The sequence below is a fragment of the Rhodobacter maris genome, assembly GCF_900217815.1.
Taxonomy (GTDB): domain Bacteria; phylum Pseudomonadota; class Alphaproteobacteria; order Rhodobacterales; family Rhodobacteraceae; genus Rhodobacter; species Rhodobacter maris.
On sequence record NZ_OBMT01000003.1, the window covers coordinates 260992 to 284873 of the forward strand.

Below are 23882 nucleotides of genomic sequence, written 5' to 3' on the forward strand. Positions count from 1 at the left end.
TTCTTGGGGTAATCCGATCCTGGCGTCACAAGGTTAAGTTTCGGTGGATTTCGTCGCGCTTCAAGCCCTGAAGGGGCATTTTTCTCGACCCGTTCTAACTCTGTTGCAATTGTGATCAGTCCCGGAGGATGGCGCCCGCGATTGCAGCGTCACCGTGTCTGGTCTGAGGAAGCGGCGCCCGGATCGAAACCCGGGGCGCGGCTGGTGAGCGCGCTCACAAGGTCAGCGCGCCCCACCATGCCGACAAGACGGCCGCCATCGAGCACCGGCACGGGCAGCGCGCCGGGCTCGGCAAAGCGCGCCAGCAGCGCCGCCAGAGGCAAGTCGGCGGCGACCGGGCGCGGCAGCGGGTCCATCAGTTCGGCCGCTTGCGGTTCGCGGGCGAGAAACGTGCGGGAAGGCTGGCCATAACCTGCCGCGAGTGCGGCGATCAGGCGGCTCTGATCGACAAGGCCGAGCAGGCTCCCCTCGCTGTCGGCCACGGCGAGCACCCGCAACCGACCGGCGCGCATCCGCGCGATCAGCTCGCGCATCGGCATTTCCGGGCCAACAGTCACGGCTGGGTGCATGATCGTGCGGGCGGGGGTGGTGGCAAGGAGCGTCTGCGCTGCGCGTGCCGCGACCGCCGCGGTCAGCCGTTCCAGATCCTCGGGCGCGATGTTGGTGGACTGGCGGAAATCGAGCAGCATCTTTTCCAGCGCCGCGGCATCAAGGCCGCTGGCGGGGCGGGGGGCATCGGCGATGCGGGGTAGCCGGTTCGGGTAGCGTTGCCGGAACAGCCGGTGCCACAAAAGCGCGAGCCCGATCAGCCCCGCCATCAGCGCCCCCACCGGAAAGAGCGGAAAGAGCGGATGCACCGGCCGCCCGGCCTCGGCTTCCAGCACCACGAAGAGGGCCACCCCGGCGGCGGGCGGATGGAGCGCGCGCAGCGCCATCATGCCGGCCACCGCTCCCGCGAGCGCTGCGCCGGTGGCAAAGGGATAGGGCACGAAGCTGGTGGCGGCCACCGCGGCTTCGGCCGAGATCACCATGCCCATGAAGGCCGACCAGGGCTGGGCGAGCGGCGAATTGGGAATGGCGAAGATCAGCACTGCCGAGGAGGCGAGCCCCGAGACGAGGAAGAGCCCGTTTGCGCGGTCACCATGAAGCGCGGAGATCGCGACATCGGCGAGCGCCATGGCAAGCCCGACCCCGAGGGCCGGGCGCAGGATCTCGGGCAGCGGGCGGCGCCCCATCGCCGGGCCAAAGCCGCCCAGAAGGCGCCCGAAGCGCTTCAGGGGGCCGGGTGCGGCCATCGCTCAGAACCTGTCCTTGCGCGTCCGCGCCGCGGTGAAGACCTCGAGCGGTTGCGCGTCCTCGCCAAGGCCCAGCGCGGCGCGTAGGCCCGGTTCGGCGCTGCGCAGGAACGGGTTGGTGGCAAGCTCGGTCGCGAGCGTCACCGGCAGGGTGGGGCGGTCTTCGCGCCGCGCCGCCTCTGCCGCGGCCAGGCGCGCCAGAAGCGCCGGATGGTCGGGCTCGAGGCTGAGCGCAAAGCGGCCGTTCGCAAGCGTGTATTCATGCCCCGAACAGACCAGCGTTTCGGGCGGCAGCGCGGCGAGGCGTGCGAGCGTCTCGTGCATCTGCGCCGGGCTGCCCTCGAAAAGCCGTCCGCAGCCCCAGCTCATCAGGCTGTCGCCGGAGAAAAGAAGCCCCGCGTCGGGCAGGTAATAGGCGATATGGCCGAGCGTGTGGCCGTCGGCGCCGAGCACCTGCACGTCTTCCACCCCCACCGGCAGCACCTCGCCGGGGCGCAGCGGATGATCGAGCGGGGGCAAGCGATGCGCATCGGCTGCCGCCCCCGCCACCTTGGCGCCCGTGGCCTGGGCGAGCGCCTCCGCCCCGGCGATATGGTCGTTGTGGTGATGAGTGAGCAGGATGTGATGGAGCTGCCAGTCGCGTTCGGCGAGCACCCGCATCAGGGGCGCCGCCTCGGGCACATCGACGGCAACGGTGGTATCGGTGGCTGTGTCATGCCACAGATAGGCGTAATTGTCGGCCAGGCAGGGAATGGTGAGCAGTTCGAGGGTCATGGCGTTTTGAACTTCTTGCACTATCCTGACCAAGCTAAGCCGAAGGAAGGCGGAACTGCAATGCATCTCGACGTGCTCGACCTGCGCGAATTCTACTATCGCACCCAGCTGGGCCGCACGGCGCAAAAATCGGTGCGCGACCGGGTCGAGGCGCTCTGGCCCGCCACCGGGGGCGAGATGACCGGGCTCACCGTGGCGGGGTTCGGCTTTGCGGTGCCGCTCTTGCGCCCCTACCTTGGTGCGGCGCGGCGGGTGATCGGGTTGATGCCCGCGCCGCAGGGCGTGATGCCTTGGCCCGCCGGCGAGCCCAATGTCTCGGTGCTTTGCGACGAGACCCGCTGGCCATTGGAAACCGGCCGGGTCGACCGGCTGATCGTGCTGCACGGGCTTGAGGTCTCAGATCATCCCGATGCGCTGCTGGAAGAATGCTGGCGGGTGCTCGGCCCCGGCGGGCGGGCGCTTTTCATCGTGCCCAACCGCGCTGGCCTCTGGGCGCCGCAGGAGACCACGCCCTTCGGCTTCGGGCGCCCCTATACTCTGGGCCAGCTTGATGCTCAGGTGCGCCGTGCCGGTTTCGTGCCCGAGCGGCAGACGGCGGCGCTTTACATTCCGCCCTCGCAGCGGCGGTTCTGGTTGCGCTCGGCCGAGATGTGGGAGCGTATCGGCATCCGCGCCGCGGGGGTTCTGGCGGCGGGGGTGCTGATCCTCGAAGTGTCAAAACAGGTCCATGCGCCCCGTCGCCCGGGGCTGGGGGCGGCGGTACGCAAGCCGCTCTCCATTCTCGAGGGCACGCCGAACCCCGTCGCGGGCAGGGTCTGAGGGTGCCGCGGCGCGGAAAGAGAATCGCTGCTCCGCAGCTTGCCCCCGGGCGAGCGCGATTTTCCCCCGGTGGCGCCTGAGCTTGCGCCCCGCGCCGAAAGGGGCGGCGAGGCTCAGCGCTAACATCCGGGGCTTGGCCTGAAATGTGCCCCGGACATTCACATTCCGTATGCCAAGATGGTTGCGAGGGTCACATTGCTCTGTTACTAGCACCCCCGAATGCGGCGCGCGCATGGGAGACTTGCGCGTTCCAGGGGGGCCTCTGCCCCGGTCGCGGCGGTGTCGGCCGGGGTGCGGAGGCAAAAGCATCGGAAGGGTGGACGTGTCCGAACCAGCTTCGATTTCTGCAGCCATTGCCGGGCGCTATGCCACGGCCATCTTCGATCTTGCGAAGGACGCCGGCGGGCTGGACGCGCTTTCGGCCGATGTGGACGCGCTCCGCGACGCGCTGAACGCCTCGACCGATCTGCGCGACCTGATCGGCTCGCCGGTCTACAGCCGCGCCCAGCAGGAAGCCGCGATCGCTGCGCTCGCCGCGAAGATGGGGCTCTCGGCGCCGCTTGCCAACGGGCTCAAGCTCATGGCCTCGAAGCGCCGCCTGTTCGCGCTGCCGCAACTGCTCAAGGGGCTGGCCGAGGCGATTGCCGAGGCCAAGGGCGAGATGACCGCCGATGTCACCTCCGCCATCGCGCTGAGCGCCGCGCAGACCGAGAAGCTGGCGGCCACGCTCGCCAAGAAGACGGGCAAGACCGTCAAACTGAACGTCGCTGTCGATGAAAGCCTCATCGGCGGCATGATCGTCAAGCTGGGTTCGCGCATGATCGACACCACGGTCAAAGCCAAACTCGCTTCCCTCCAGAACGCCATGAAAGAGGTTGGATAATGGGCATCCAGGCTGCTGAAATCTCTGCGATCCTCAAGGAGCAGATCAAGAACTTCGGGCAGGATGCCCAGGTTGCCGAAGTGGGCCGCGTGCTCTCGGTGGGCGACGGTATCGCGCGCGTGCACGGGCTCGACAACGTCCAGGCCGGCGAGATGGTCGAATTCCCCGGTGGCATCCGTGGCATGGCGCTCAACCTCGAAGTCGATAACGTCGGGATCGTTATTTTCGGCTCCGACCGCGACATCAAGGAAGGCGACACTGTCAAGCGCACCAACGCCATCGTGGACGTTCCGGCGGGCAAGGGCCTGCTCGGCCGCGTCGTCGACGCGCTGGGTAACCCGATCGACGGCAAAGGCCCGATCGAAGCCGCCGAGCGCCGCATCGCCGACGTGAAAGCCCCGGGCATCATTCCGCGCAAATCGGTGCATGAACCGATGGCGACCGGCCTCAAGTCGGTCGACGCGATGATCCCGATCGGTCGCGGCCAGCGCGAACTGATCATCGGTGACCGTCAAACCGGTAAAACCGCGATCGCGCTCGACACGATCCTGAACCAGAAGTCCTACAACGACGCCAACCCGAACAACAAGCTGCACTGCTTCTATGTTGCGATCGGCCAGAAGCGCTCGACCGTGGCGCAGCTGGTGAAAAAGCTCGAAGAAGCCGGCGCGATGGAATACACCACCGTTGTCGCCGCGACCGCTTCGGACCCGGCGCCGATGCAGTTCCTCGCCCCCTATTCGGCGACCGCGATGGCGGAATACTTCCGCGACAACGGCATGCACGGCCTGATCATCTATGATGACCTCTCCAAGCAAGCCGTCGCCTACCGTCAGATGTCGCTGCTTCTGCGCCGTCCGCCGGGGCGTGAAGCCTATCCGGGCGACGTGTTCTACCTCCACTCGCGCCTGCTCGAGCGTTCGGCCAAGCTGAACGAAGACTTCGGCGCCGGTTCGCTGACCGCTCTGCCGGTCATCGAAACGCAAGGCGGCGACGTGTCGGCCTTCATTCCGACCAACGTGATCTCGATCACCGACGGTCAGATCTTCCTTGAAACCGAACTCTTCTACCAAGGCATCCGCCCGGCCGTGAACACCGGTCTGTCGGTGTCGCGCGTGGGCTCCTCGGCGCAGACCAACTCGATGAAATCGGTGGCCGGCCCGGTGAAACTGGAACTCGCCCAATATCGCGAGATGGCCGCCTTCGCGCAGTTCGGCTCGGACCTCGACGCCGCCACGCAAAAGCTGCTCAACCGCGGCGCCCGCCTGACCGAGCTGATGAAGCAACCGCAATATTCGCCGCTGACCAACGCGGAAATCGTTGCGGTGATCTTTGCCGGCACCAAGGGCTTCCTCGACGCGATCCCGGTGAAAGAAGTCGGTCGGTTCGAAAAGGGCCTGCTCGCCTATCTGCGCTCTTCGCGCAAGGACATCCTCGACTGGCTCACCAACGAGGATCCGAAGATCAAGGGCGATGCCGAAACCAAGCTGAAGTCCGCGATCGAAGAATTCGCCAAGACTTTCGCGTGACGGCCTGAAAGGACAGGGAGATGCCCAGCCTTAAGGACCTCAAAAACCGGATCGTGAGTGTCAAGAACACTCGCAAGATCACGAAAGCGATGCAGATGGTCGCGGCGGCGAAACTTCGCCGCGCCCAGGAAAGCGCGGAAGCTGCCCGCCCCTACGCCGAACAGATGTCGGCGGTTCTGTCGAGCCTTGCCACTGCGGTGGGCTCGAACGAGGGGGCGCCGCGGCTTCTGGCCGGCACCGGCTCCGAGCAGGTTCAGCTTCTGGTCGTGATGACCGGCGAGCGCGGCCTGTGCGGCGGCTTCAACGCCAACATCGCCAAGCTCGCGCGGACGCGGGCCCATGAGCTGATCGCCCAAGGCAAGACGGTGAAAATTCTCACCGTCGGCAAAAAGGGCCGCGACGCGCTGCGCCGCGACCTGGGCGACCATTTCATCGGCCATGTCGATCTGAGCGAAGTGAAGAAGCTCACCTACGCCACCGCGCAGGGGATTGCCGAAGACATCCTCGCCCGCTTCGACGCTGGCGAATTCGATGTCGCGACGATCTTCTACTCGACCTTCCAGAGCGTGATCAGCCAGACGCCGACGGCGCAGCAGATCGTGCCGGCCGAGATCGAAACCGTGGAAGCCGGGGCCTCGACGGTCTATGACTACGAGCCCGGCGATCAGGAGATCCTGACGGCCCTCCTGCCGCGCGGCGTGGCGACGGCGATCTTCGCCGCTCTGCTCGAAAACAACGCGTCCTTCAACGGCGCCCAGATGACGGCCATGGACAACGCCACCCGCAACGCGGGCGACATGATCGACCGTCTGACAATCGAGTTTAACCGCTCGCGTCAGGCCGCCATCACCAAAGAGCTTATCGAAATCATCTCGGGCGCCGAGGCGCTCTGACGGAACCGGAGATAGAACCAATGGCAAGCAAAGGCAAAGTGACCCAGGTCATCGGCGCCGTCGTCGACGTGCAGTTCGAAGACGGCCTCCCGGCGATTCTGAACGCCCTTGAAACCACCAACAACGGCAAGCGCCTCGTGCTCGAAGTCGCCCAGCACCTCGGCGAAAACACCGTGCGCACGATCGCCATGGACGCCTCGGAAGGCCTCGTGCGCGGCGCCGCCGTGAGCGATACCGGCGGCCCGATTACCGTTCCGGTGGGCAATGCGACGCTCGGCCGTATCCTCAACGTCATCGGCGAGCCGGTGGACGAGCGCGGCGCTGTGGCGAAAACCGAGGCCCGGGCGATCCACCAACCGGCCCCCGATTTCGCGGCGCAATCGACCGAAAGCCAGATCCTCGTGACCGGCATCAAGGTGATCGACCTGCTCGCCCCCTACTCGAAGGGCGGGAAAATCGGTCTCTTCGGCGGCGCCGGCGTGGGCAAGACCGTGCTCATCATGGAACTGATCAACAACATCGCGAAAGTGCACTCGGGCTTCTCGGTGTTCGCGGGTGTGGGCGAGCGGACCCGTGAGGGCAACGACCTTTACCACGAGATGATCGAATCGGGCGTTATCAACCTCGACAACCTCGAAGAGTCGAAGGTGGCCCTCGTCTACGGTCAGATGAACGAGCCTCCGGGGGCCCGTGCCCGTGTCGCGCTGACCGGCCTGACGCTGGCCGAGCAGTTCCGCGACCAGTCCGGGACCGACGTGCTGTTCTTCGTCGACAACATCTTCCGCTTCACCCAAGCGGGTTCGGAAGTGTCGGCGCTTCTCGGCCGTATCCCCTCGGCCGTGGGCTACCAGCCGACGCTCGCCACCGACATGGGCGCGCTGCAAGAACGCATCACCTCGACCAAAGCGGGCTCGATTACCTCGGTGCAGGCGATCTACGTGCCGGCCGACGACCTGACCGACCCCGCGCCGGCCACCTCGTTCGCCCACCTCGACGCCACGACCGTGCTGTCGCGTGCGATCTCGGAACTCGGCATCTACCCGGCCGTGGACCCGCTCGACTCCACTTCGCGGATCCTCGACCCGCAAGTCGTGGGCGAAGAGCACTACCAGGTCGCCCGGGACGTCCAAGGCATGCTGCAACGTTACAAGTCGCTGCAGGACATCATCGCCATCCTCGGCATGGACGAGTTGAGCGAAGAAGACAAACTGACCGTGGCCCGCGCCCGGAAGATCCAGCGCTTCCTGTCGCAGCCCTTCGACGTGGCGAAAGTGTTCACCGGCTCGGACGGGGTGCAGGTTCCGCTCGAAGACACCATCAAGTCGTTCAAGGCTGTGGTGGCGGGCGAATATGACCACCTGCCGGAAGCGGCCTTCTACATGGTCGGCGGCATCGAAGACGTGATCGCGAAAGCCCAGCGCCTCGCCGCTGCGGCGTAAGGGGGGCATGATGGCCGATACGATGCAGTTCGACCTCGTCTCGCCGGAGCGGAAGCTCGCTTCCGTCCCGGCCCGCGAGGTCCGTCTTCCCGGCGTGGAAGGCGATCTGACGGCGATGCCGGGCCATGCGCCCGTCATCCTGACGCTGCGGCCGGGCATCCTGACCGTGGTGAGCGCCGAAGGCACCGCCGAATTCGCCGTCACCGGCGGCTTCGCGGAGGTCTCGGGCGAGAAAGTGACCGTTCTGGCCGAGCGCGGCGTGACCAAGGCGGAACTGACCGCCGCGATCCATGCCGAGATGCTGGCGGAGGCGAAAAAGGTTCTCGACGCGGCGCCGCCCTCGGTGGCGGATGCGGCGGCGAAGATGCTCGCCGATATGGAGGCGCTCGGCACTCACATCAACCTGTGAGCGCGGCCCGCAAGGACTGGAAAGCCCCGGCCTCGCGCCGGGGCTTTTGTTTTGCGCGCCCGCATAATAGCGTGCCCCGAACCAGAAGGAGCGAGTGGCGCTGCATGCTGAAACTGTCTTCCACGCGGATCGGGATCGCGCAGGGCTCGATCGTGCTCTTTTCTGACTATCAGGACGGCGGCGTGATGTGGACGGGCGAGGGGCCGCGCGAGCTGCGCCGCGCGGTCGTATTCGACGAGCCATTCCAGGAGACGCCCGCGGTGCAGGTCTCGCTGTCGATGTGGGACATCGACCAGAAGCACAATCCGCGCATGGATATTTCGGCCGACATGGTGACGGTCGAGGGCTTTGTCATCGTGTTTCGTACCTGGGGGGATACGCGCGTGGCCCGGGTGCGGGCCGACTGGCTCGCGATCGGCGGTTGCAAGCATGAGGAGGATTGGGAGATCCTCTGAGCGTCAAGGCTCGCCGTCATCCTCCAAGTCCATCCCCTCGGTCGCGGCGCGATGCGCGGCAAGCTTGCGCGCCAGCGTGCGCCGATGCATGCCGAGCCGTCGCGCGGTCTCTGAGATATTGAAGCCGGTCTCGGCAAGGGTGCGCTGGATCAGCTCCCATTCCTGTGCCTTCACGCCGATTTGCGGCGCCTCGATCTCCGGCATCGCCATCCCGGCGCGGTGCCCAAACGCCGCCTCGATCTCGCGCGCGGTGGCGGGCTTGGCGAGATATTGCGTGGCCCCGAGCTTGATCGCCTCGACCGCCGTGGAAATCGCGGCAAAGCCCGTCAGCACCACAGTTGCGGGCGGGGCAGCCTTTTCGCCCAGGGCCTTCACCACGCCGAGCCCGGAGCCTTCGGCCAGCTTCAGATCGACGATCGCATGGGTGAAATCATAGCGCCCGGCGAGCCCGATCGCTGCCTCTTCGCGCGTTGCGGCATGCACCTCATAGCCGCGCCGCGCAAAGGCCCCGGCGAGGGTCTCCGCGAGATGTGGATCATCCTCGACGATCAGCAGGCAGCGGGGCCCGGAAGGCGCGGCGGCAGTGTCGGTCATGATGGATCTCCTGGGCCAAGGGGGCGGTCGAGTACCGGCAGGCAGAGCCGGACCTCCGCGCCCGCGGGGGTGTTGCGCAATTCCATCCGGCCCCCCAGCCGGTCGATCGCATTGCGCGCGAGAAACAGGCCGAGCCCGCGGCCGGGCATGCCCGAGCCCGAGAGGAAGGGCGCGCCTGGATGGGCAAGAACGCTTTCAGGAAAGCCCGGGCCGCGATCGGTGAGGGTCAGAACGAGCCGTTGCCCCTCGGTTTCAAGGCGTGCGGAAAGTGTGCCCGGCGCCGCGCTCTCGGCATTGTCGAGCAGGTTGACGAGCGCGGCCTCGAAAATTGGCGCCGTCAGGATGCGGGCGCCACGCAGGGTGGCGCTTGCGGTAAGCGGTACCCGCGCCCGCCCGCGTGAGCCGCTCCACATGGCAAGGATGCGCCGGATCTCGGCTTCGGCGGGCACATCCGCCGCCGCCTCGAGCCGTTCGCGCCCCGCGGCCTGCAATGTACGCGAAACGATCGCGCGGCAGCGGTGGAGCTGTGCGATCATCCGCTCAAGCTCGGATGTCATCGCCGCGCCTTCCGGCGGGCCGATCTCGGCCCAGTCATCGAGCGTGACAGCAAGGGTGGTGAGCGGCGTGCCGAGTTCATGCGCCATGCCCGAGGCGAGCAGCCCGAGCCCGACAAGCTGATCGGCCTCGGCCTTGGCGCGGCGCAGCTCCTCGATCGCCGCCTCGCGCGCCGCCATGCTGAGCCGCAGCCGCAGCACGAACCAGACCATCAGCGTCGAGGTGAGTACGAAGGCGAGGAATAGCCCGGTCGGCGCCGCCCCCGTGGTCTCGCCCCTGAGCGCGGAGCGGGTGACGAGCCAGGACATTGCCGCATTGCTCAAAAGATAGATCGGCAGTGCGGAGAAGGGCGCGCAGAGCGAGACGGCAAGAAGCGGTGGCACTGCGAGCAGCATCAGGAACGGGCTTGAGGCGCCACCAGACAGAGCGAGGAGCGCAGTCAACGCGCCGCTGTCGAAGGCGAGCTGCAGCACGATGATCCAGTCCGGCAGTTTTGTCGAGCGCTGCACCGAGACTGCGGTGACGAGATTGTAAAAGACCAGCAGTACCACCACCACGGCGATATGTTCGACCGGCAGGGCGATGCCAAGAACCTTTACGGCATAGGCAGTGGCGGCGATCAGGCTCGCAAGCGCCACCCAGCGGATCTGCACGAGCAGCCAGGCGGTCTCACCATGCCGGGTGGCGGGCGGAACGGCAGATCTGGGCTCGGCAGGCGCAGGCGGCGGCATCGGGTCTCGCACAGGTTGCGGCGGATTGGGGGCGACAATGCCGCAAGCCCGCCGCAGGGGCAACCGGATGCGACCGCGGCATCGGATTGGTCTTTGCTCCGGCGGCGCAGGCTGCTACCGTTGGCCGAGGTTCTCCAAGAGGTTTCGATGCCCCGTTTTGCTGTCGCCCCCGCCCTGCTTTTGCTGGCTCCGCTTGCGCTTGTCGCCTGTGTCGAGGGAATGCCGGCTGACCCAACGGCGCCGAAGATCAGCCAGCGCGGCACCTGTTTTGCTTATGTCGGTACGGAGCCCGGCGGGCAATTCTCGCTGATCACCGGCAAGGGCGATGGCACGCTTGCACCGGCTGCCCAAAAGGTCGGGCCGATGTCGGCCGACAAGGTTGATGCCGCGCTCGCCCATGAGATCGAGGTGATGCAAGTGATGCCCGAATGCCTTGCGGTCTACGCGCGCAACCGCGCCGCCGCGCAACCTGCCCCGGCGCCCGTTCCCGCCCCGGCGGGCTGAGCCCGCTGACGGCGGGATGCGGTGCCTGAGTCCGCGCCGCCACACCTCCCCCCCCGTATCTGGTAGGGTCACATTTTTGCTACCCGATCTGTCGGTTCCCCCCTATAGTCTGTGGATAACCGGGGCGTCAGACCCCAACATGAGGCGGGAACAGGAAGAAAGGGGAAGCGATGCGCTGCCCATTTTGCGGGAATGTCGATACTCAGGTGAAAGATAGCCGTCCGGCGGAGGATCACGTGGCGATCCGGCGGCGGCGGTTTTGTCCGGCTTGCGGGGGCCGGTTCACCACCTATGAGCGGGTGCAATTGCGTGATCTCGTGGTGATCAAAAGCTCCGGGCGGCGCGAGGATTTCGACCGCGACAAGCTCGAGCGCTCGATCCGCATCGCGATGCAGAAGCGCCCGATCGACCCGGAACGGATCGATCAGATGATCTCCGGGATCGTGCGGCGGCTCGAATCCTCGGGCGAGACGGATATCCCCTCGCGCGCCATCGGCGAGATCGTGATGGAAACGCTGGCGCGGATCGACACCGTAGCCTATGTGCGTTTTGCGAGCGTTTACAAGAACTTCCAGGCGGCTGACGATTTCGACAAATTCGTCTCGGAACTGCGTCCGCAAGGCGGAGAAGCCGAGTGAGCGAGGCCGACGGCCGCTTCATGCGGCTGGCGCTGAGCCTTGCCGCGCGCGGGCTCGGCTCGGTCTGGCCCAATCCTGCCGTAGGCTGCGTGATCGTGCGCGACGGCCGGATCGCCGGGCGCGGCTGGACGCAGCCGGGCGGGCGGCCCCATGCCGAGCGCCGCGCGCTCGATCAGGCCGGGGCAGCGGCGCAGGGCGGCACGGCCTATGTCACGCTTGAGCCCTGCGCGCATTTTGGCCATACGCCGCCCTGCGCTCTGGGGCTGATCGAAGCGGGCATCACGCGCGTGGTTTCGGCTTTCGAAGACCCGGATCCGCGGGTGGCGGGCAAGGGGCATGCGATGCTGCGCGCGGCGGGCATCGAGGTTGTCACCGGTGTGATGGAGGCCGAGGCGCGCGCGCTTCAGGCGGGGTTTCTGAGCCGGATTTCCTATAATCGCCCGTGGCTTGCGCTGAAGCTCGGGGCGAGTTTCGATGGCCGGATTGCGCTTGCGAATGGCGAGAGTCAATGGATCACCGGCCCGGAAGCCCGCGCCCGCGTGCAGGCGCTGCGCGCGCGGTTTGATGCGGTTCTGGTCGGGGGCGGCACGGCGCGCGCGGATGATCCGCTGCTCACCGTGCGTGCCTTCACGCCGGTGCGCGCGCCGGTGCGGGTGATTGTGGCGCGCAGGCTCGATCTGCCGCGTGACCGGCTGGCGGGCTCCCTTTCTGCCGCGCCGCTCTGGCTTGCGCATGGCGCCGAAGCGCCCGTCGAGGCGCGGGCCTATTGGGCGGGGCTCGGCGCCGAGTTGATCGAACTTCCCGAGACACCTGCCGGGCTCGACCCTGCCGCCTTGATGATGGCGCTGTCCGGGCGCGGGCTCACGCGCGTCTTTTGCGAGGGCGGCGGGCAACTTGCCGCGGCCCTCATGGCGGCGGGGCTTGTGGACGAGCTGATCGGCTTTACCGCGGGCGTTATGCTCGGCGCGGATGCGCGGCCCGGCATCGGTGCGCTGGGGCTTGACCGGCTGACAGAGGCGCCGCGCTATCGCCTCACGGAGGTTCAGCCGATCGGTGGCGACGTGCTTGCGCGCTGGCGCCGGGACTAACGCCAGAGCCCGGCGTGGCTCGCGAGCAGGCCTTGCAACTTGGCAAGCAGCCGATTGATCCCCCCGGGCCGGGGCAGGGGCCCCTTGGCGAGCCGTTCGAGCACCACCTCGGGCGGGCAGGGGCGTTGCGAGACCGGATCGTAATAGCGTGGATAGGCAATGAGCGCGGCATGGGCGAGGTGCTCAAGGCTGACCTTTGCGCCGCGCCGGGCCGGGATCTCTCCAAGATCGCGGGTAAGCCCCCATCCGGCATAGAAGGGCGCGCCGGTGGTGGTGACGGGTGTGCCGCGCAACAGCGCCTCGAAGCCCAGAAGCGAAGTCATCGTCCAGACCTCGTCGACTGCCTCGATCAGGGCGATCGGGTTCGATTTGTGCAAGATCGCGTCAGCGTAGCGCAGCGCCTCTTTGTCAGGAATGGCGCCGGGGCGCAGCCCCGCCTCTACATCGGGATGAGGTTTGAAAAGAATGATTTTATTTGGGTTTTGAGTTCGAACAAGGGCCAATAAAGCCAGATTTGTGCAAATCTTGCCGGCACCGAGGCGGATCGAGACATCGTCTTCCACCTGCCCGGGCACCAAAATCCGGTGCCCTTCGGGCAGGTCGGGGAGATCTCCGCCGATGTTGTATTTCGACACACCCGCCCGGCGCAGCCCCGTGATCAGCCGTGCGGCGCGCCGATCTCCCCCGGGGGGGAGGGGAGCGGTGATCAGCGCTTCGAGATCAGAAGGGCGAGTGGGGTCGTAATAGATGCCGCGGGTGTCGGTGACCAGCGACAAGGGGGGCACAAGATCGGCGCCAAGCCCCTTCGAGCGCAGGAACCCGTCTTCGATGCGGCGCGCGGGGGCGTTGAACCCCTGGGGCTCCTTGCCCGCCCAGACCAAGAGCCCGCGCCCGCTCTGCTCTGCGCTTTTGGCGGCGCGTTCGGGCGGGTCGATGAAGTTCAGCCGCTGTTCTTGCCCGAAGAACGCCTGTAACGGGCCGCGTTTCCACAGCCGCATGCCGGTGGCGACATGGCCAAAGCGATCTTCGCGGAAGGCGCGCACCTCGGCTTCAAGCTGATCCATCGCCTCCTCGAAGGAGCAGGCACGGGCGCGGCAGGGGTCATACCAGCTTGGCGCGAGGATATGGCTCACGGCAAAAAGTTGCGCGCGGGTGAGGCGGCGGCTGCGGCGGGCGACCGGAGTTTCGTCCTGCGTCAGCCCCCAGCCCGCATAGAAGGGCTGGCCGAAAACGCGCGGCTTGTGGCCCGCAAGGATCGCCTCATAGCCCATCTGCGAGGAGACGGTATAGACCGCCACTGCGCCTTCGAGCAAAGCCCAAGGGGAGACCGGCGCCTCGTAAAGCCGGGTGCGCGCATCTTCATGGGCAGGCGTGTAATGGCCGGGGCGCAGCCCGGCGCGGCTTTCGGGATGGGTGCGGATGAGGATCCGCGCGCCCGGGTTCTCGATCTGCGCGACGGCGAGCATTTCGCGGAAGGTGGCGGGGGTGGCGCCGCCAAAGCGCACCGAGGCATCGCCCGCGATCTGGTCGATCACCAGCACATAGCCCGGAGGAGGCGGGTCGAGATCCGGGTCGAAGTCGTTGTATTTCGAGAGGTTGGAGGCGCGCAGCCGGGCAATGCCCTCGCGCGCGCGGTCCAGAAGCGCGGTGTCGTCAAGCGGCGCGCGGGCGGCGAGGCGCTCGAGCATCGAGGGGCGGGAGGGGTCGAAATGCACGCCATCGGGGTCGATCAGGAGCCCGAGCGGGCCGCCGGCGTCGCGGGCGCGGCCCGGATGGACGGAGCGCAGGAACGCATCTTCGACCCGCAGGAGCCCGGCCCCATAGCGTGCCGCCACCCGTTCGCCGCGCGCGGCGAAAGGAGAGCGGCCCCAGACCACGACCCGGTCCTCGGGGCCGGGGCGGCCGAGATGGAGTGTGTAGCCCGAGGTGCGCAAGATCGCGGCGAGCCGCGGCTCGCGCCAGAAGCCGAGCGTGTAACAAAAGAGCCGTCGCGGGGGACGTTCCGCCGCGGCCGGCTGCTCCGTCGTCTCGGGCATCAGTTTCCGGCGAGGGTGGAGAGGGAGTTTGCGCTGGTCGCCGAACCGGTGATCGCCGAAAGCGCCTTTTGCCACTGCACATAGGGCGCCTCTGTGACATAGACGGTATCGCCGTCGCGGATCACGAAGTCGCGCGCCATGAACATGCCGTTCGGCTCGGTCAGGTTGAGCACATAGATCATGCGCTGATCGCCCACGAGATCATTCCGGCCAAGCACCACCGAGGCAATCTCGGCCGGTTCGTTGCGCAGAACGAAGACGCCGGTGGGATCGGCGAGGTTGGTCTGCAAGCCGCCGACGGTGGCAATGGCTTCGAGCGCGGAAAGCGTCTGGGTCTGGAAAGGCACGCGGGCCTGTGCGCCGGTTGCGCCAAGCGAGGTGAAGGCGCGGGTGTCCTCTTCCACGAGGATCACATCGCCCGGGCGCAATGCGATGTCCATGCGCGGGTTCTTGTAAAGATCGGTGAGCCAGGCGGTGCCCTGCTTGCCGCCGCGCTTGACGGTGATCTTGGCGATCTCGGGCTTGATGCTGACGCCCCCCGCGCGCGCGATCATCGCGGAAAGGGTGCGGGTGGGGCGCTCGATTGCATAGACGCCCTGGCCGCCGACCGCCCCCATGATCGAGACGGTCGCACCATCGCCCGCGGCCCGGGTGACGAGCACTTGCGGGTCCGGGGTCTGGGCATCGAGCTTTTCGGTGATGATCTTGCGCAGGGCGTCGGGCGAATTCCCCGCCGCCTTGATCTTGCCTGCGTAAGGCACGAAAATATTGCCCGCGCCATCGACCTGCACTTCGGACAACTGGGTGGCCGAGGCCCCCTGGGGCGCCAGAAGCCCGTTGTCGACGTTTTCCCAGATCGTCAGCATCAGTGTGTCGCCGGGGTTGATCGTATCCGACCCGATCACCCCAGCCCTTTGAAAGTCAGACGAAAATCCGAGGGCGGGTTGTACAGCGGTGGCACGCGCGACATGGTCGTTGACGGAGACGACAAAGGCGTCGCCCTGCCGCATCACGGAGCCGGAAAAGATCTCGCGCTTGTTCGGGCCAGAGCGCGGCAGGCCACAGGAGGCCGTCCCCAGAACGGCCACCGAAAGGCCCAGCATGAGGGCCCTGCGGGGGAGTTTTGTCGTCACTGCTCGGGCTCCTCTTCGGGATGGCCGTTTTGTTTCGCGACAAGTTAGCGCGTAACTGCCGAAAAATCCATCACGATCAGTTCACAACGCGCAACTGTTGCCGTGGCGCCGCGTTTCCAGCGACGAGCGCCTCATAAGGATCTTCGGGGGCGAGCATCATGTCGATCACCTGACGCATCAGGATCCGCCGTCCCCGCGCCGAATAGAAACCGCCCGGGATCTGCGAGGTCTCAAGCAGATAGTGGCGGTAATCGCGATAGCCGCGGGTATCGGGGCGGGCCGGGGCCGCGAAGAAGGCGGCGAGCGGCTGGGCGGAGACGAATTCGGGTTTGTCGTAGACGGCGCGGCCAAAGATCTTGAGCGGCAGGCCGCGCCAGAGCACCTGCTGGCCTGCGGTCGAGTTGATGGTGACGGCCGAGCGCGCCTGGGCGAGCAGCGCCGCGAGCTTGCCGCCACCGATGAAATGCACCCGCCCCGCGAGCCCATGGCGCCGGGTGGCGGCCTGGATCTTGCCGGCGAGCGGTGCACGCCCGTCTTCAAGCGGATGCGCCTTGAAGACAAGATGGTGATGGCGCGGCGCCCCCTCGGCAAAGCCCGTGGTGACGAGGTCGATGAACTCTTCCTGCGTGCGGAACGGCGAATGCATCTGCATCGAGGCGTCATGCTCGAGTTGCAGCAGCACGAGATGGATCGGATGACCGGAAAGCCGCACCCGCGCGGTTGAAATCATCCGTTCGAGCGCCTGAAACGGCATCCCTATGAGCCGCTTGAAGTAGAGCCGGGTCTCCGAGACCACCGAGACACCGCGATGCGGCACGAAGCCCGGATAACCGCGGTTCATCGCCAGCACGAAAAAATGATAAAGCGCGCCATAAAAGATATGCTGGCGCGTGTCGCCCCAGCGCGGCGGGGCATCGGGAAAGTCGATCTCGCTTTGCGCGAGCGCGGCACGCATCTGCGCGAGGCTGAGGGACATCAACCGCGAATGGCCGTTCGCGCCGCCGCGCTCATAGGTGACCCAATAAGGGCGCAGGTACCCCTCCTCGAACACATGCACGGTGAGCCCGCGCGCCCGGGCCGCCGCGATCGCCTGCGCATGAACGGGTCTTGTATCGCCGTAAAGCACGAGATCGGTGACGGATTTCTGCGTGAGGATGGTCTCCAGCACTGCGGGCCAGTCCGCGGGCGGGCCGTTGAAGGGCAGGTAATGCGCCTTGTCCGGCCAGAAAGCCTGATCGCCGCGGTTGAAGCCTATGCGCCAGACCTCGGCGCCCGCGCTCTGCAGCATCCTCCCGAGTTGCGCGAAAAAGGGTCCGTGTGGACCTTGCAACAGAAGGAAGGTGCGGCCGGAGGCGGTCATTGCGGGCGGGGTCTTTCAGTCTGGCTCCTTCTTGTGGCGCGGGGCGGGGGCGGTGTCACGCTCAAATAGGGAGAGGGACGCGACCGGGAGGGCGAAACCCGGACAAACGCGACGCTCGGACGCATTTCTGCGCCGGTCCTGTGCACTCATGCGTCGGGCGCAAGCCTTGCGTGCGCGCCCCGTGCGAGCTAGGCAGAAGCAAATCAGGCAAAGGAAGAGCCATGTTCACCGGAATCGTGACCGATCTGGGCGAGATCGTCAGTCTTGAGAAAACGGGCGACCTGCGCGCCCGCATCCGTTCGGGCTATGACATGAGCACGGTCGAGATCGGCGCCTCCATCGCCCATGCGGGGGTTTGCCTCACCGTGATCGCCACCGGGGCGGATTGGTATGATGTGCAGATTTCCGGCGAGACGGTCTCGAAAACCAATATCGGCGCCTGGGAACTGGGCAAACACATCAACCTCGAACGCGCGCTGAAAGTGGGCGACGAGCTGGGCGGGCATATCGTTTCGGGCCATGTCGATGGCGTGGCCGAGATCATCGCGATGAAGGACGAGGGCGAAAGCATCCGGTTTTCCTTCCGCGCGCCGGACATGCTCGCCAAATACATCGCGCCGAAAGGCTCCGTCGCGCTCGACGGATGCTCGCTCACCGTCAACGAAGTGGACGGCTGCACCTTCGGCATCAACATCATTCCCCATACCAAGTCCGTGACCACTTTTGGCACCGCCAGAGTGGGCGACATGGTCAACCTCGAAATTGATACGCTCGCGCGCTATGTCGCGCGGCTGACGGAGTGGAAGGCATGACGAACCCGGTGGACAAGTCCGGCGCACACGACAAACCCGGCCCGGTGGAGCAAAGCTATCACGATGCGATCTCGACCATCGACGAGATCATCGAGGATGCGCGCAACGGCAAGATGTTCATTCTCGTGGACCATGAAGACCGCGAGAACGAGGGGGATCTGATCATCCCCGCGCAGATGGCCACACCCAATGCGATCAACTTCATGGCCAAGCACGGCCGCGGCCTCGTCTGCCTTGCGCTGACCGCAGACCGGATCGAGGCTCTGGGCCTGCCGCTGATGGCCTCGGCCAATTCCTCGCGCCACGAAACGGCCTTCACCGTCTCGATCGAGGCCCGCGAGGGGATCTCCACCGGCATCTCGGCGCATGATCGCGCCCGCACCGTGGCCGTGGCGATCGACCCGACCAAGGGGCCGCAAGACATCGCCACGCCGGGACACCTGTTCCCGTTGCGCGCCCGCGAAGGCGGCGTGCTGGTGCGCGCGGGCCATACCGAAGCCGCGGTCGACATCTCGCGGCTTGCCGGCCTGAACCCCTCGGGCGTGATCTGCGAGGTGATGAACGAAGACGGCACGATGGCGCGGCTTCCCGACCTGATCGCCTTCGCGCAGATGCACAACATCAAGATCGGCACGATCTCTGACCTGATCGCCTATCGCCGCCGCCATGACAGCCTGGTGCGGGAAACCGCGCAACGCCCGGTGCATTCGGTGCATGGCGGCGACTGGTCGATGCGCGTTTTCACCGACCAGACCGAGGGCGCGGAACATATCATTCTCACCAAGGGCGACATTTCGACGCCTGAGCCGGTGCTGGTGCGGATGCATGCGCTTGATCCGCTCGCCGATGTGCTTGGCCTCAATGCCTCGAAAGTGGGCGATCTGGGCCGTGCGATGGAGGCAATTGCCGCCGAAGGCCGCGGCGTCGTCGTGCTCTTGCGCGAGACCAGCGCCAAGATGGTGATGCCGGGCGAGGCCTCGCCGCAGACGCTGCGCCAATACGGGCTCGGCGCGCAGATCCTGCTCGGGCTGGGGATCAGCCATCTGAAGCTGCTCACCAACTCGCCCAAGCCAAAGCTTGTCGGCATCGAGGGCTACGGGCTCACCATCGAAGAAACGCGGAGCTACTGAGATGGCGGGCAACGAAAGCCATTACACGCTGCCGCTTCCGGCGTTTGACAAGCCGGTGAAGCTCCTGATCGTTGTCGCGCCCTATTACCGGGACATCGCCGACAACATGATCAAGGGGGCGAAAGCCACCGCCGAAAAGGCGGGCGCGAGTGTTGATATCATCGAGGTGCCCGGCGCGCTGGAGATCCCGACCGCGATCGGCATGGCCGGGCGGATGGCCGATTACGATGGCTATGTGGCGCTTGGCTGCGTGATCCGCGGCGAGACCACGCATTATGACACGGTCTGCAATGACAGCTCGCGCGGCCTCACGCTCCTCGGCCTGCAGGGGCTCTGCATCGGCAACGGCATCCTGACGGTGGAAAACCGGCTCCAGGCCGAGGTCCGTGCCGACCCCGCCGATCAGGACAAAGGCGGTGGGGCCGCGGCTGCGGCCTTGCATCTTGTCGCGCTCTCGCGCAAATGGGCCACCCGGACGAAGGGAATCGGCTTCCGCCCCGCAGGCGAAGAGATCCGCATCGCCGGTGAGACCGAAGGACCGAGCCGCGCATGACCGACACTACCCCCGAGACCCCGAAGAAACCGAGCCCGGAAGAAAAACGCCGGATGCGCTCGGCGGCACGGCTCTATGCCGTGCAGGCGCTTTTCCAGATGGAAGCCGCGGGGCAGGGGGTGGACCGGGTTGCGCGCGAATTCGAGGATTTCCGCTTCGGCATGGCGACCGAGGATGAGGGGACGGAGCTTTCCGAGGCCGATCCCTCGCTGTTTCGCCGCCTTCTCGACGATGCGGTGATGTGGCAGGCGCGGGTGGACCAAGCCACCGACCGCGCGCTGGTGGCCACCTGGCCGATCGACCGGATCGACCCGGTCTTGCGGGCGCTGTTCCGCGCTGCGGGCGCCGAGATGGTCAACCCGGCAACGCCGATCAAGGTGGTGATCACCGAGTTCGTCGAGGTGGCGCGCGCATTTTTCCCCGAGGGGCGCGAGCCGAAATTCGTCAATGCGGTGCTCGACCACATGGCGCGCGAGATCCGGCCCGAGGCCTTTTGAACCGGACCGGAGCGGCCCAATGGGCCAAACCTTGACATTAAATATGCCATTTTGTCGATATTTTGTGACGCGACTGCGGCAAATTGGCAAAATTTCGGTATGAATCTCCGGATTTCGCGCTAGACTGATTCCAAAGCTGGAGGAATCGACATGCCGGAGTTGGTGCGTCTCTACATCCGCAACATCCTTTTCGGGGCTCTTCTCTCGGCGGCCTTTGTGGGCATGTTGCTTGGCTTCAACGTCGTAAATCTGCGGCATCTGATCCTCACCTCCGATATCGGCTATATCGCGATCGCGCTTCTCTTCGTGTTCAACACGGTGGTGTTCGCGGGCGTCCAATTCGGCATCTCGGTGATGGCTCTGGCGGAGAAAGAGCCACCGCGCGGGGGGGGGCGGCGCGATGCCATTCCGACCTTCGAGATGCCGCTCGACATGGTGGCCATTCCGGTTCCGGTCGACTCCAAATCCAAGCGCAAGATCGTCAAGAAACTGTACTGAACCCTCCGGACACGGAAGCCCCTCGCTTCGGCGGGGGGTTTTCGTTTGTGAAGGCTCAGCTTTTCGCGTCGGCGAGTGTTGCGGTTGCGCGTTGAAGGGCCTGAAGGCCACGGCATCGGCAAAAGGTGGCGGAAACCGCAGCGACCGTGGGGGCGAGATTTCCCGAGAGCCTGACAAGTCAGGTGGGTGCCAGATACCCAGGCCAGGGCCAGGGCAGAGCCAGTTCCCTCAGGAATGGTTATCGGCCACTGGAAAAAGGCCCCGTTCACGCGAAGAGCAGTAACCGCCGCCTCTCAGATAGGATGTGCCGGGGCGCAGGGCAAGGGCTCAGAGTTCCTCCCAGCGGCTCAATCCTTTGCGGCACCAGCGTTGCTGCTCGATGAGCCCGATCGAGAGCGTGTAGATCGGGATGCCGAGCAGCGTCGAGGCAAGAAAGATCGTCGGATCCGCCACGATTCCGCGCCACCCGAACACCGCATTCACGGTGATCCAGACCAGCCCGAACGGCAGCCCATAGGCGAGCAGCCGCAGATGCAGCGGCAGATAGGGCCAGGGGCGCGGCTCCTGCCCGACCAGTTGCATCAGCCGGATGGCGACAGGGCTAAGCGGCCGCGCCCGCAGGCCGGCAGCTTTCATTTCGGCCTGCGCGGCCGCTAGACGGCGTTCGTGCTCGGACATGGCCTGACCCTTGAAGATCGTTACCGCCTCAGCCTCGCGTTCCGCCCTCGCGTCGTCAAATGTCGCAATGCCGCACTCGACAAATGTTCTCTCTTCGTTCATGCTTCGGGCATGGCAAAGGATCTTCTCCCCGGTCAACTTATCGCGCGTGGCGTGATGCGCTGTCTGATGGATCATGGCTTCGCCTGCCTGCCCGAGGTCGTGCCAAAGCCCGGATTACGGGTCGATGTGATGGCGCTTGGCCGCAAGGGCGAGATCTGGGTGGTGGAGTGCAAATCCTCGCGGGCGGATTTTACCTCGGACCGCAAATGGCAAGGCTATCTGGCTTATGCAGACCGGTTTTTCTGGGCGGTTGAGGGAGATTTCCCGACCGCGATCCTGCCGGAAGAAACCGGTCTGATCCTTGCGGACCGGTTTGGTGGCGAGATCCTGCGCCTGCCGCCCGAGGCGAAGCTCGCGGCTCCGCGCCGCAAGTCCGTGATGCAGGGATTTGCCCGCACCGCGGCCCTGCGCCTTGCGGGGCGCGATGCGGCAGGGCTCAGCGTTTTCCTCTAGGCTTGGCGCCTTTCGGCTTTCCGCCAGCGGCGATCTCGCGGGCCGCCTCGGCCGCGGCGAGCAGCTCCTCGGCGATTTCTTCCGCCTCTTCCGGGTCGAAATCGAAGGGCAGTTCGAACCCGTCACCCGAAACGAAGATCCGCACCATGCCCTGATCGGTGGGGCCGATCTGCAAATCGCCCGCCATTTCGTTTTCGTCGTTGATCCCCATCCTCTCCTCCGCTGCGGCTTCTCGTCCCGGCCTAGCCAAAGCAGCGCGGCGGGGCAAGCGCTTCGGTCATTTCTGCGCCCGCTTCCCTCTTGCATTCCCCCGCGCCAGAAGCTAAACGCCCCTCAGTGCCGCCTTAGCTCAGTTGGTTAGAGCGCTGGATTGTGGATCCAGAGGTCCCCCGTTCGAGCCGGGGAGGCGGTACCATCCCCCCTAAATGAGTGAACCGCAAGCACCTCGTGATCAGAGGTTGGGCGTGCGGCGCAACGGTCGGCTGTCGAGGATCTCCCAGTCTGCGACGGGAATGGTTGCGGCGGACCGCACGATCTGCACCCGGTCGAACCGGAGCGACCGCCCGCACCAGAGCGCAAGGCCGCGTGCCGCAGCCGTGCGATGCGCATGGGCGCGCGGGCCGTAACCCAACGAGAGATGTGGCCGGAAGGCGCCGTGCCCTGCCTCGGGGGGGAGCGATTCCGCGAGCGCGCGGCGCAGGCCTGTCAGCCCCGGTCCGGGCTGGAGCGCGAGGTAGAGCGCGCGAAACCGCTTGGTCTCGCCGGCCAGCGCCGTGATCCGGGCCGTGAGCGGTGGGGTGGAGCGGGCCAGCGCGTCAACGGCCGCCTCGAGCCGCGGCAGGGGAGCGGCATTGTCGCCGATCAACGTTACATGCGGGGCGAAAGCCGCGGTGCCGGTCCGCGTGGCGATCCGCGCGATCTCCGCCGCGAGGGCGCGCGCCTCTTCTGCGGCCGGGACGAGCCAGATCGAATGCAGGGCGGCGGGGGTCAATGGCTGTTCCTTGCGATGAAAGGCGCGGGGATCCGCACCACGCGGCCGGGGCGCTGTGGCTCGGCAAGCCTGCTGGCGAGCAAGGAGAGGATCTCGGCCACTGTGGCGCGCGCATCGTTGCGCACGGTCGAAAGCGCGATGCCGGGCCAGCAGGCGATCGAGATATCGTCAAAGCCGACGACCGAAATATCCTCGGGAACGGCACGGCCATGGATCTCGCGCAGCGCGGCCATCGCGCCCATCGCCATCGCATCATTGCCACAAAACAACCCGTCGAGCGCCGGGGCCTGACCGAGCAGCCCGGCGACGGCGGCGTAGCCGCCCTCGAAGCTGTAATCGGCGCTGCAGGTGGCGGCGGGCAGAAGCCCCGCTTGCGCGATCGCGGAATGAAACCCCGCCCGCCGTTCGGCATCAGAAAAGAGATCAGCCGGACCGCCGAGGTAGCCGATCTGGCGCCGCCCCCGGGCGATGAGTGCCCCGACCGCCGCCTCGGCGCCGCCAATATTGTCGCCGCAGACCGAATCGACGCCGGGCAGATCCATCACCCGCCCCGAGACGACGAGCGGGATGCCAAGCTTGCTGCAATAGTCCACCACCGGCGCCCCAACCGAGCCGCCGCGCAGGATCAGCGCATCGAGCGGAAAGCCGAGCACGCCGAGAATATCTTCCTCGATCATTTCGGGAGCGGCGAGGATCACGAGCGGCCATTTGCCCATCGCCGCGAGCCCCTCAAGGAGGATTGCCTGAAAATCGCTGTCGAAATGATTGGCGAGTTGCCCCACCAGCACCGCCACGAGGTTGGACCGGCCGCGCCCCTGCAACCCCGCGGCGAGCCTGTTGGGCCGATAGCCGAGCTGCTCGGCCACCTTGAGGATGCGGGTGCGTTTGTCGGCATCGAGGTAGCTTCCCGGCGTGAAGGCGCGCGAGACCGCCGAGCGCGAGACGCCCGCGCCCTGCGCAACTTCGGCCGCTGTTACCCGCCGCACGGGTCCGCGGCTCTCGTTTGCCTCGACACTCATCCGCCCCTCCCGGT

At 66.3% G+C, this 23882-nt stretch carries 27 protein-coding genes, 1 tRNA gene and 1 other RNA gene; 17 read left to right on the forward strand and 12 right to left on the reverse strand.

Annotated features, from left to right (window positions below; genetic code table 11):
• Positions 1–149: 149 nt before the first annotated feature.
• Entirely contained in the window at positions 150–1295 is a 1146-nt protein-coding gene (locus CRO22_RS07250; protein ID WP_097069460.1) for an HPP family protein, read from the reverse strand.
• 3 nt (positions 1296–1298) lie between these two features.
• Entirely contained in the window at positions 1299–2069 is a 771-nt protein-coding gene (gene gloB, locus CRO22_RS07255) for a hydroxyacylglutathione hydrolase (RefSeq protein ID WP_097069461.1), read from the reverse strand.
• Positions 2070–2129: 60 nt separating this feature from the next.
• On the opposite strand from gloB, the gene CRO22_RS07260 reads away from it, so the two are divergent.
• From CRO22_RS07260 to CRO22_RS07290, 7 genes are all read left to right on the forward strand, one after another.
• Positions 2130–2888, forward strand: a complete 759-nt coding sequence (locus CRO22_RS07260) for a class I SAM-dependent methyltransferase (RefSeq protein ID WP_097069462.1) — start codon at positions 2130–2132, stop codon at positions 2886–2888.
• Between the two features lie 322 nt (positions 2889–3210).
• Complete coding sequence (locus tag CRO22_RS07265) at positions 3211–3771, forward strand: F0F1 ATP synthase subunit delta (protein WP_176518575.1); 561 nt, start codon at positions 3211–3213, stop codon at positions 3769–3771.
• Complete coding sequence (atpA, locus tag CRO22_RS07270; RefSeq protein WP_097069464.1) at positions 3771–5300, forward strand: F0F1 ATP synthase subunit alpha; 1530 nt, start codon at positions 3771–3773, stop codon at positions 5298–5300. The genes CRO22_RS07265 and atpA overlap by 1 nt, the downstream gene beginning before the upstream one ends.
• A 20-nt stretch (positions 5301–5320) precedes the next feature.
• Positions 5321–6193 (forward strand): F0F1 ATP synthase subunit gamma, encoded by an 873-nt coding sequence (locus CRO22_RS07275; RefSeq protein WP_097069465.1) that lies wholly within the window; start codon positions 5321–5323, stop codon positions 6191–6193.
• 20 nt (positions 6194–6213) lie between these two features.
• Positions 6214–7632 carry a F0F1 ATP synthase subunit beta gene (atpD, locus tag CRO22_RS07280; protein WP_097069466.1) on the forward strand — a complete coding sequence of 473 codons (1419 nt, stop codon included), beginning with the start codon at positions 6214–6216 and terminating at the stop codon, positions 7630–7632.
• 10 nt (positions 7633–7642) lie between these two features.
• On the forward strand, positions 7643–8041 hold the full coding sequence (locus CRO22_RS07285; protein ID WP_097069579.1) for a F0F1 ATP synthase subunit epsilon: 399 nt from the start codon (positions 7643–7645) through the stop codon (positions 8039–8041).
• Positions 8042–8145: 104 nt separating this feature from the next.
• Positions 8146–8496 carry an H-type lectin domain-containing protein gene (locus tag CRO22_RS07290; protein ID WP_097069467.1) on the forward strand — a complete coding sequence of 117 codons (351 nt, stop codon included), beginning with the start codon at positions 8146–8148 and terminating at the stop codon, positions 8494–8496.
• 3 nt (positions 8497–8499) lie between these two features.
• Here CRO22_RS07290 and CRO22_RS07295 read toward each other — a convergent pair whose 3' ends face one another.
• Together CRO22_RS07295 and CRO22_RS07300 are read right to left on the reverse strand one after the other, a co-directional pair.
• A complete protein-coding gene (locus CRO22_RS07295; protein WP_097069468.1) occupies positions 8500–9090 on the reverse strand; it encodes a response regulator transcription factor in 591 nt (196 codons plus the stop codon).
• Positions 9087–10376 carry a sensor histidine kinase gene (locus CRO22_RS07300; RefSeq protein ID WP_097069469.1) on the reverse strand — a complete coding sequence of 430 codons (1290 nt, stop codon included), beginning with the start codon at positions 10374–10376 and terminating at the stop codon, positions 9087–9089. The genes CRO22_RS07295 and CRO22_RS07300 overlap by 4 nt, the downstream gene beginning before the upstream one ends.
• Before the next feature lie 147 nt (positions 10377–10523).
• On the opposite strand from CRO22_RS07300, the gene CRO22_RS07305 reads away from it, so the two are divergent.
• The 3 genes from CRO22_RS07305 to ribD all read left to right on the forward strand — a co-directional run bounded on the left by CRO22_RS07305 (position 10524) and on the right by ribD (position 12606).
• A complete protein-coding gene (locus tag CRO22_RS07305; protein WP_141399424.1) occupies positions 10524–10880 on the forward strand; it encodes a hypothetical protein in 357 nt (118 codons plus the stop codon).
• A 170-nt stretch (positions 10881–11050) separates the two neighbouring features.
• Positions 11051–11518: a transcriptional regulator NrdR gene (gene nrdR, locus CRO22_RS07310; RefSeq protein ID WP_097069471.1), complete on the forward strand. Its 468-nt coding sequence runs from the start codon at positions 11051–11053 to the stop codon at positions 11516–11518.
• A complete protein-coding gene (gene ribD, locus CRO22_RS07315; RefSeq protein ID WP_097069472.1) occupies positions 11515–12606 on the forward strand; it encodes a bifunctional diaminohydroxyphosphoribosylaminopyrimidine deaminase/5-amino-6-(5-phosphoribosylamino)uracil reductase RibD in 1092 nt (363 codons plus the stop codon). The genes nrdR and ribD overlap by 4 nt, the downstream gene beginning before the upstream one ends.
• Here ribD and CRO22_RS07320 read toward each other — a convergent pair.
• From CRO22_RS07320 to CRO22_RS07330, 3 genes are all read right to left on the reverse strand, one after another.
• Positions 12603–14642 (reverse strand): capsular polysaccharide biosynthesis protein, encoded by a 2040-nt coding sequence (locus CRO22_RS07320; RefSeq protein WP_097069473.1) that lies wholly within the window; start codon positions 14640–14642, stop codon positions 12603–12605. The two genes, ribD and CRO22_RS07320, sit on opposite strands and share 4 nt — an antisense overlap.
• On the reverse strand, positions 14642–15745 hold the full coding sequence (locus tag CRO22_RS07325) for a polysaccharide biosynthesis/export family protein (protein ID WP_176518576.1): 1104 nt from the start codon (positions 15743–15745) through the stop codon (positions 14642–14644). The genes CRO22_RS07320 and CRO22_RS07325 overlap by 1 nt, the downstream gene beginning before the upstream one ends.
• A gap of 106 nt (positions 15746–15851) precedes the next feature.
• The gene (locus CRO22_RS07330) at positions 15852–17135 is read right to left on the reverse strand and encodes a capsule biosynthesis protein (RefSeq protein WP_097069474.1); all 1284 of its coding nucleotides are present in this window, start codon (positions 17133–17135) and stop codon (positions 15852–15854) included.
• 221 nt (positions 17136–17356) lie between these two features.
• Here CRO22_RS07330 and CRO22_RS07335 point away from each other — a divergent pair, with 221 nt between their 5' ends.
• From CRO22_RS07335 to CRO22_RS07355, 5 genes are all read left to right on the forward strand, one after another.
• Positions 17357–17947, forward strand: coding sequence for a riboflavin synthase (locus CRO22_RS07335; protein ID WP_097069475.1), 591 nt, complete (start codon positions 17357–17359; stop codon positions 17945–17947).
• Positions 17944–19077 carry a 3,4-dihydroxy-2-butanone-4-phosphate synthase gene (gene ribB / locus CRO22_RS07340; protein ID WP_097069476.1) on the forward strand — a complete coding sequence of 378 codons (1134 nt, stop codon included), beginning with the start codon at positions 17944–17946 and terminating at the stop codon, positions 19075–19077. Before CRO22_RS07335 ends, ribB begins: the two co-directional genes overlap by 4 nt.
• Before the next feature lies 1 nt (position 19078).
• Complete coding sequence (locus CRO22_RS07345) at positions 19079–19630, forward strand: 6,7-dimethyl-8-ribityllumazine synthase (RefSeq protein WP_097069477.1); 552 nt, start codon at positions 19079–19081, stop codon at positions 19628–19630.
• Positions 19627–20127, forward strand: coding sequence for a transcription antitermination factor NusB (nusB, locus tag CRO22_RS07350; RefSeq protein WP_097069478.1), 501 nt, complete (start codon positions 19627–19629; stop codon positions 20125–20127). Before CRO22_RS07345 ends, nusB begins: the two co-directional genes overlap by 4 nt.
• 150 nt (positions 20128–20277) lie before the next feature.
• Positions 20278–20625: a hypothetical protein gene (locus CRO22_RS07355; RefSeq protein ID WP_097069479.1), complete on the forward strand. Its 348-nt coding sequence runs from the start codon at positions 20278–20280 to the stop codon at positions 20623–20625.
• 128 nt (positions 20626–20753) lie between these two features.
• On the opposite strand, the gene ssrS is transcribed toward CRO22_RS07355, so the two are convergent.
• Both ssrS and CRO22_RS07360 read right to left on the reverse strand, forming a co-directional pair.
• Positions 20754–20911: non-coding RNA, 6S RNA (gene ssrS / locus CRO22_RS19480), on the reverse strand.
• Positions 20912–20952: 41 nt separating this feature from the next.
• Entirely contained in the window at positions 20953–21405 is a 453-nt protein-coding gene (locus CRO22_RS07360; RefSeq protein WP_097069480.1) for a DUF6404 family protein, read from the reverse strand.
• A 9-nt stretch (positions 21406–21414) separates the two neighbouring features.
• On the opposite strand from CRO22_RS07360, the gene CRO22_RS07365 reads away from it, so the two are divergent.
• Positions 21415–21858, forward strand: a complete 444-nt coding sequence (locus CRO22_RS07365) for an MmcB family DNA repair protein (protein ID WP_097069481.1) — start codon at positions 21415–21417, stop codon at positions 21856–21858.
• On the opposite strand, the gene CRO22_RS07370 is transcribed toward CRO22_RS07365, so the two are convergent.
• Entirely contained in the window at positions 21842–22069 is a 228-nt protein-coding gene (locus CRO22_RS07370; protein WP_097069482.1) for a DUF6324 family protein, read from the reverse strand. The two genes, CRO22_RS07365 and CRO22_RS07370, sit on opposite strands and share 17 nt — an antisense overlap.
• Positions 22070–22196: 127 nt before the next feature.
• Between CRO22_RS07370 and CRO22_RS07375 the strand changes: the two genes are divergently transcribed.
• A tRNA-His gene (locus CRO22_RS07375) sits at positions 22197–22273 on the forward strand.
• A gap of 36 nt (positions 22274–22309) precedes the next feature.
• On the opposite strand, the gene CRO22_RS07380 is transcribed toward CRO22_RS07375, so the two are convergent.
• Both CRO22_RS07380 and CRO22_RS07385 read right to left on the reverse strand, forming a co-directional pair.
• Entirely contained in the window at positions 22310–22849 is a 540-nt protein-coding gene (locus CRO22_RS07380; protein WP_097069483.1) for a 2'-5' RNA ligase family protein, read from the reverse strand.
• Positions 22846–23868, reverse strand: a complete 1023-nt coding sequence (locus CRO22_RS07385; protein WP_097069484.1) for a LacI family DNA-binding transcriptional regulator — start codon at positions 23866–23868, stop codon at positions 22846–22848. Before CRO22_RS07385 ends, CRO22_RS07380 begins: the two co-directional genes overlap by 4 nt.
• Positions 23869–23882 lie beyond the last annotated feature (14 nt).

Coding starts and splice junctions, on each gene's coding strand:
- CRO22_RS07250 (WP_097069460.1), bottom strand. CDS start 1,295: ATGGCCGCACCCGGCCCCCTGAAGCGCTTCGGGCGCCTTCTGGGCGGC.
- gloB (WP_097069461.1), bottom strand. CDS start 2,069: ATGACCCTCGAACTGCTCACCATTCCCTGCCTGGCCGACAATTACGCC.
- CRO22_RS07260 (WP_097069462.1), top strand. CDS start 2,130: ATGCATCTCGACGTGCTCGACCTGCGCGAATTCTACTATCGCACCCAG.
- atpA (WP_097069464.1), top strand. CDS start 3,771: ATGGGCATCCAGGCTGCTGAAATCTCTGCGATCCTCAAGGAGCAGATC.
- CRO22_RS07275 (WP_097069465.1), top strand. CDS start 5,321: ATGCCCAGCCTTAAGGACCTCAAAAACCGGATCGTGAGTGTCAAGAAC.
- atpD (WP_097069466.1), top strand. CDS start 6,214: ATGGCAAGCAAAGGCAAAGTGACCCAGGTCATCGGCGCCGTCGTCGAC.
- CRO22_RS07285 (WP_097069579.1), top strand. CDS start 7,643: ATGGCCGATACGATGCAGTTCGACCTCGTCTCGCCGGAGCGGAAGCTC.
- CRO22_RS07290 (WP_097069467.1), top strand. CDS start 8,146: ATGCTGAAACTGTCTTCCACGCGGATCGGGATCGCGCAGGGCTCGATC.
- CRO22_RS07295 (WP_097069468.1), bottom strand. CDS start 9,090: ATGACCGACACTGCCGCCGCGCCTTCCGGGCCCCGCTGCCTGCTGATC.
- CRO22_RS07300 (WP_097069469.1), bottom strand. CDS start 10,376: ATGCCGCCGCCTGCGCCTGCCGAGCCCAGATCTGCCGTTCCGCCCGCC.
- CRO22_RS07305 (WP_141399424.1), top strand. CDS start 10,524: ATGCCCCGTTTTGCTGTCGCCCCCGCCCTGCTTTTGCTGGCTCCGCTT.
- nrdR (WP_097069471.1), top strand. CDS start 11,051: ATGCGCTGCCCATTTTGCGGGAATGTCGATACTCAGGTGAAAGATAGC.
- CRO22_RS07320 (WP_097069473.1), bottom strand. CDS start 14,642: ATGCCCGAGACGACGGAGCAGCCGGCCGCGGCGGAACGTCCCCCGCGA.
- CRO22_RS07325 (WP_176518576.1), bottom strand. CDS start 15,745: ATGCTGGGCCTTTCGGTGGCCGTTCTGGGGACGGCCTCCTGTGGCCTG.
- CRO22_RS07330 (WP_097069474.1), bottom strand. CDS start 17,135: ATGACCGCCTCCGGCCGCACCTTCCTTCTGTTGCAAGGTCCACACGGA.
- CRO22_RS07335 (WP_097069475.1), top strand. CDS start 17,357: ATGTTCACCGGAATCGTGACCGATCTGGGCGAGATCGTCAGTCTTGAG.
- ribB (WP_097069476.1), top strand. CDS start 17,944: ATGACGAACCCGGTGGACAAGTCCGGCGCACACGACAAACCCGGCCCG.
- CRO22_RS07345 (WP_097069477.1), top strand. CDS start 19,079: ATGGCGGGCAACGAAAGCCATTACACGCTGCCGCTTCCGGCGTTTGAC.
- nusB (WP_097069478.1), top strand. CDS start 19,627: ATGACCGACACTACCCCCGAGACCCCGAAGAAACCGAGCCCGGAAGAA.
- CRO22_RS07355 (WP_097069479.1), top strand. CDS start 20,278: ATGCCGGAGTTGGTGCGTCTCTACATCCGCAACATCCTTTTCGGGGCT.
- CRO22_RS07360 (WP_097069480.1), bottom strand. CDS start 21,405: ATGAACGAAGAGAGAACATTTGTCGAGTGCGGCATTGCGACATTTGAC.
- CRO22_RS07365 (WP_097069481.1), top strand. CDS start 21,415: ATGGCAAAGGATCTTCTCCCCGGTCAACTTATCGCGCGTGGCGTGATG.
- CRO22_RS07370 (WP_097069482.1), bottom strand. CDS start 22,069: ATGGGGATCAACGACGAAAACGAAATGGCGGGCGATTTGCAGATCGGC.
- CRO22_RS07385 (WP_097069484.1), bottom strand. CDS start 23,868: ATGAGTGTCGAGGCAAACGAGAGCCGCGGACCCGTGCGGCGGGTAACA.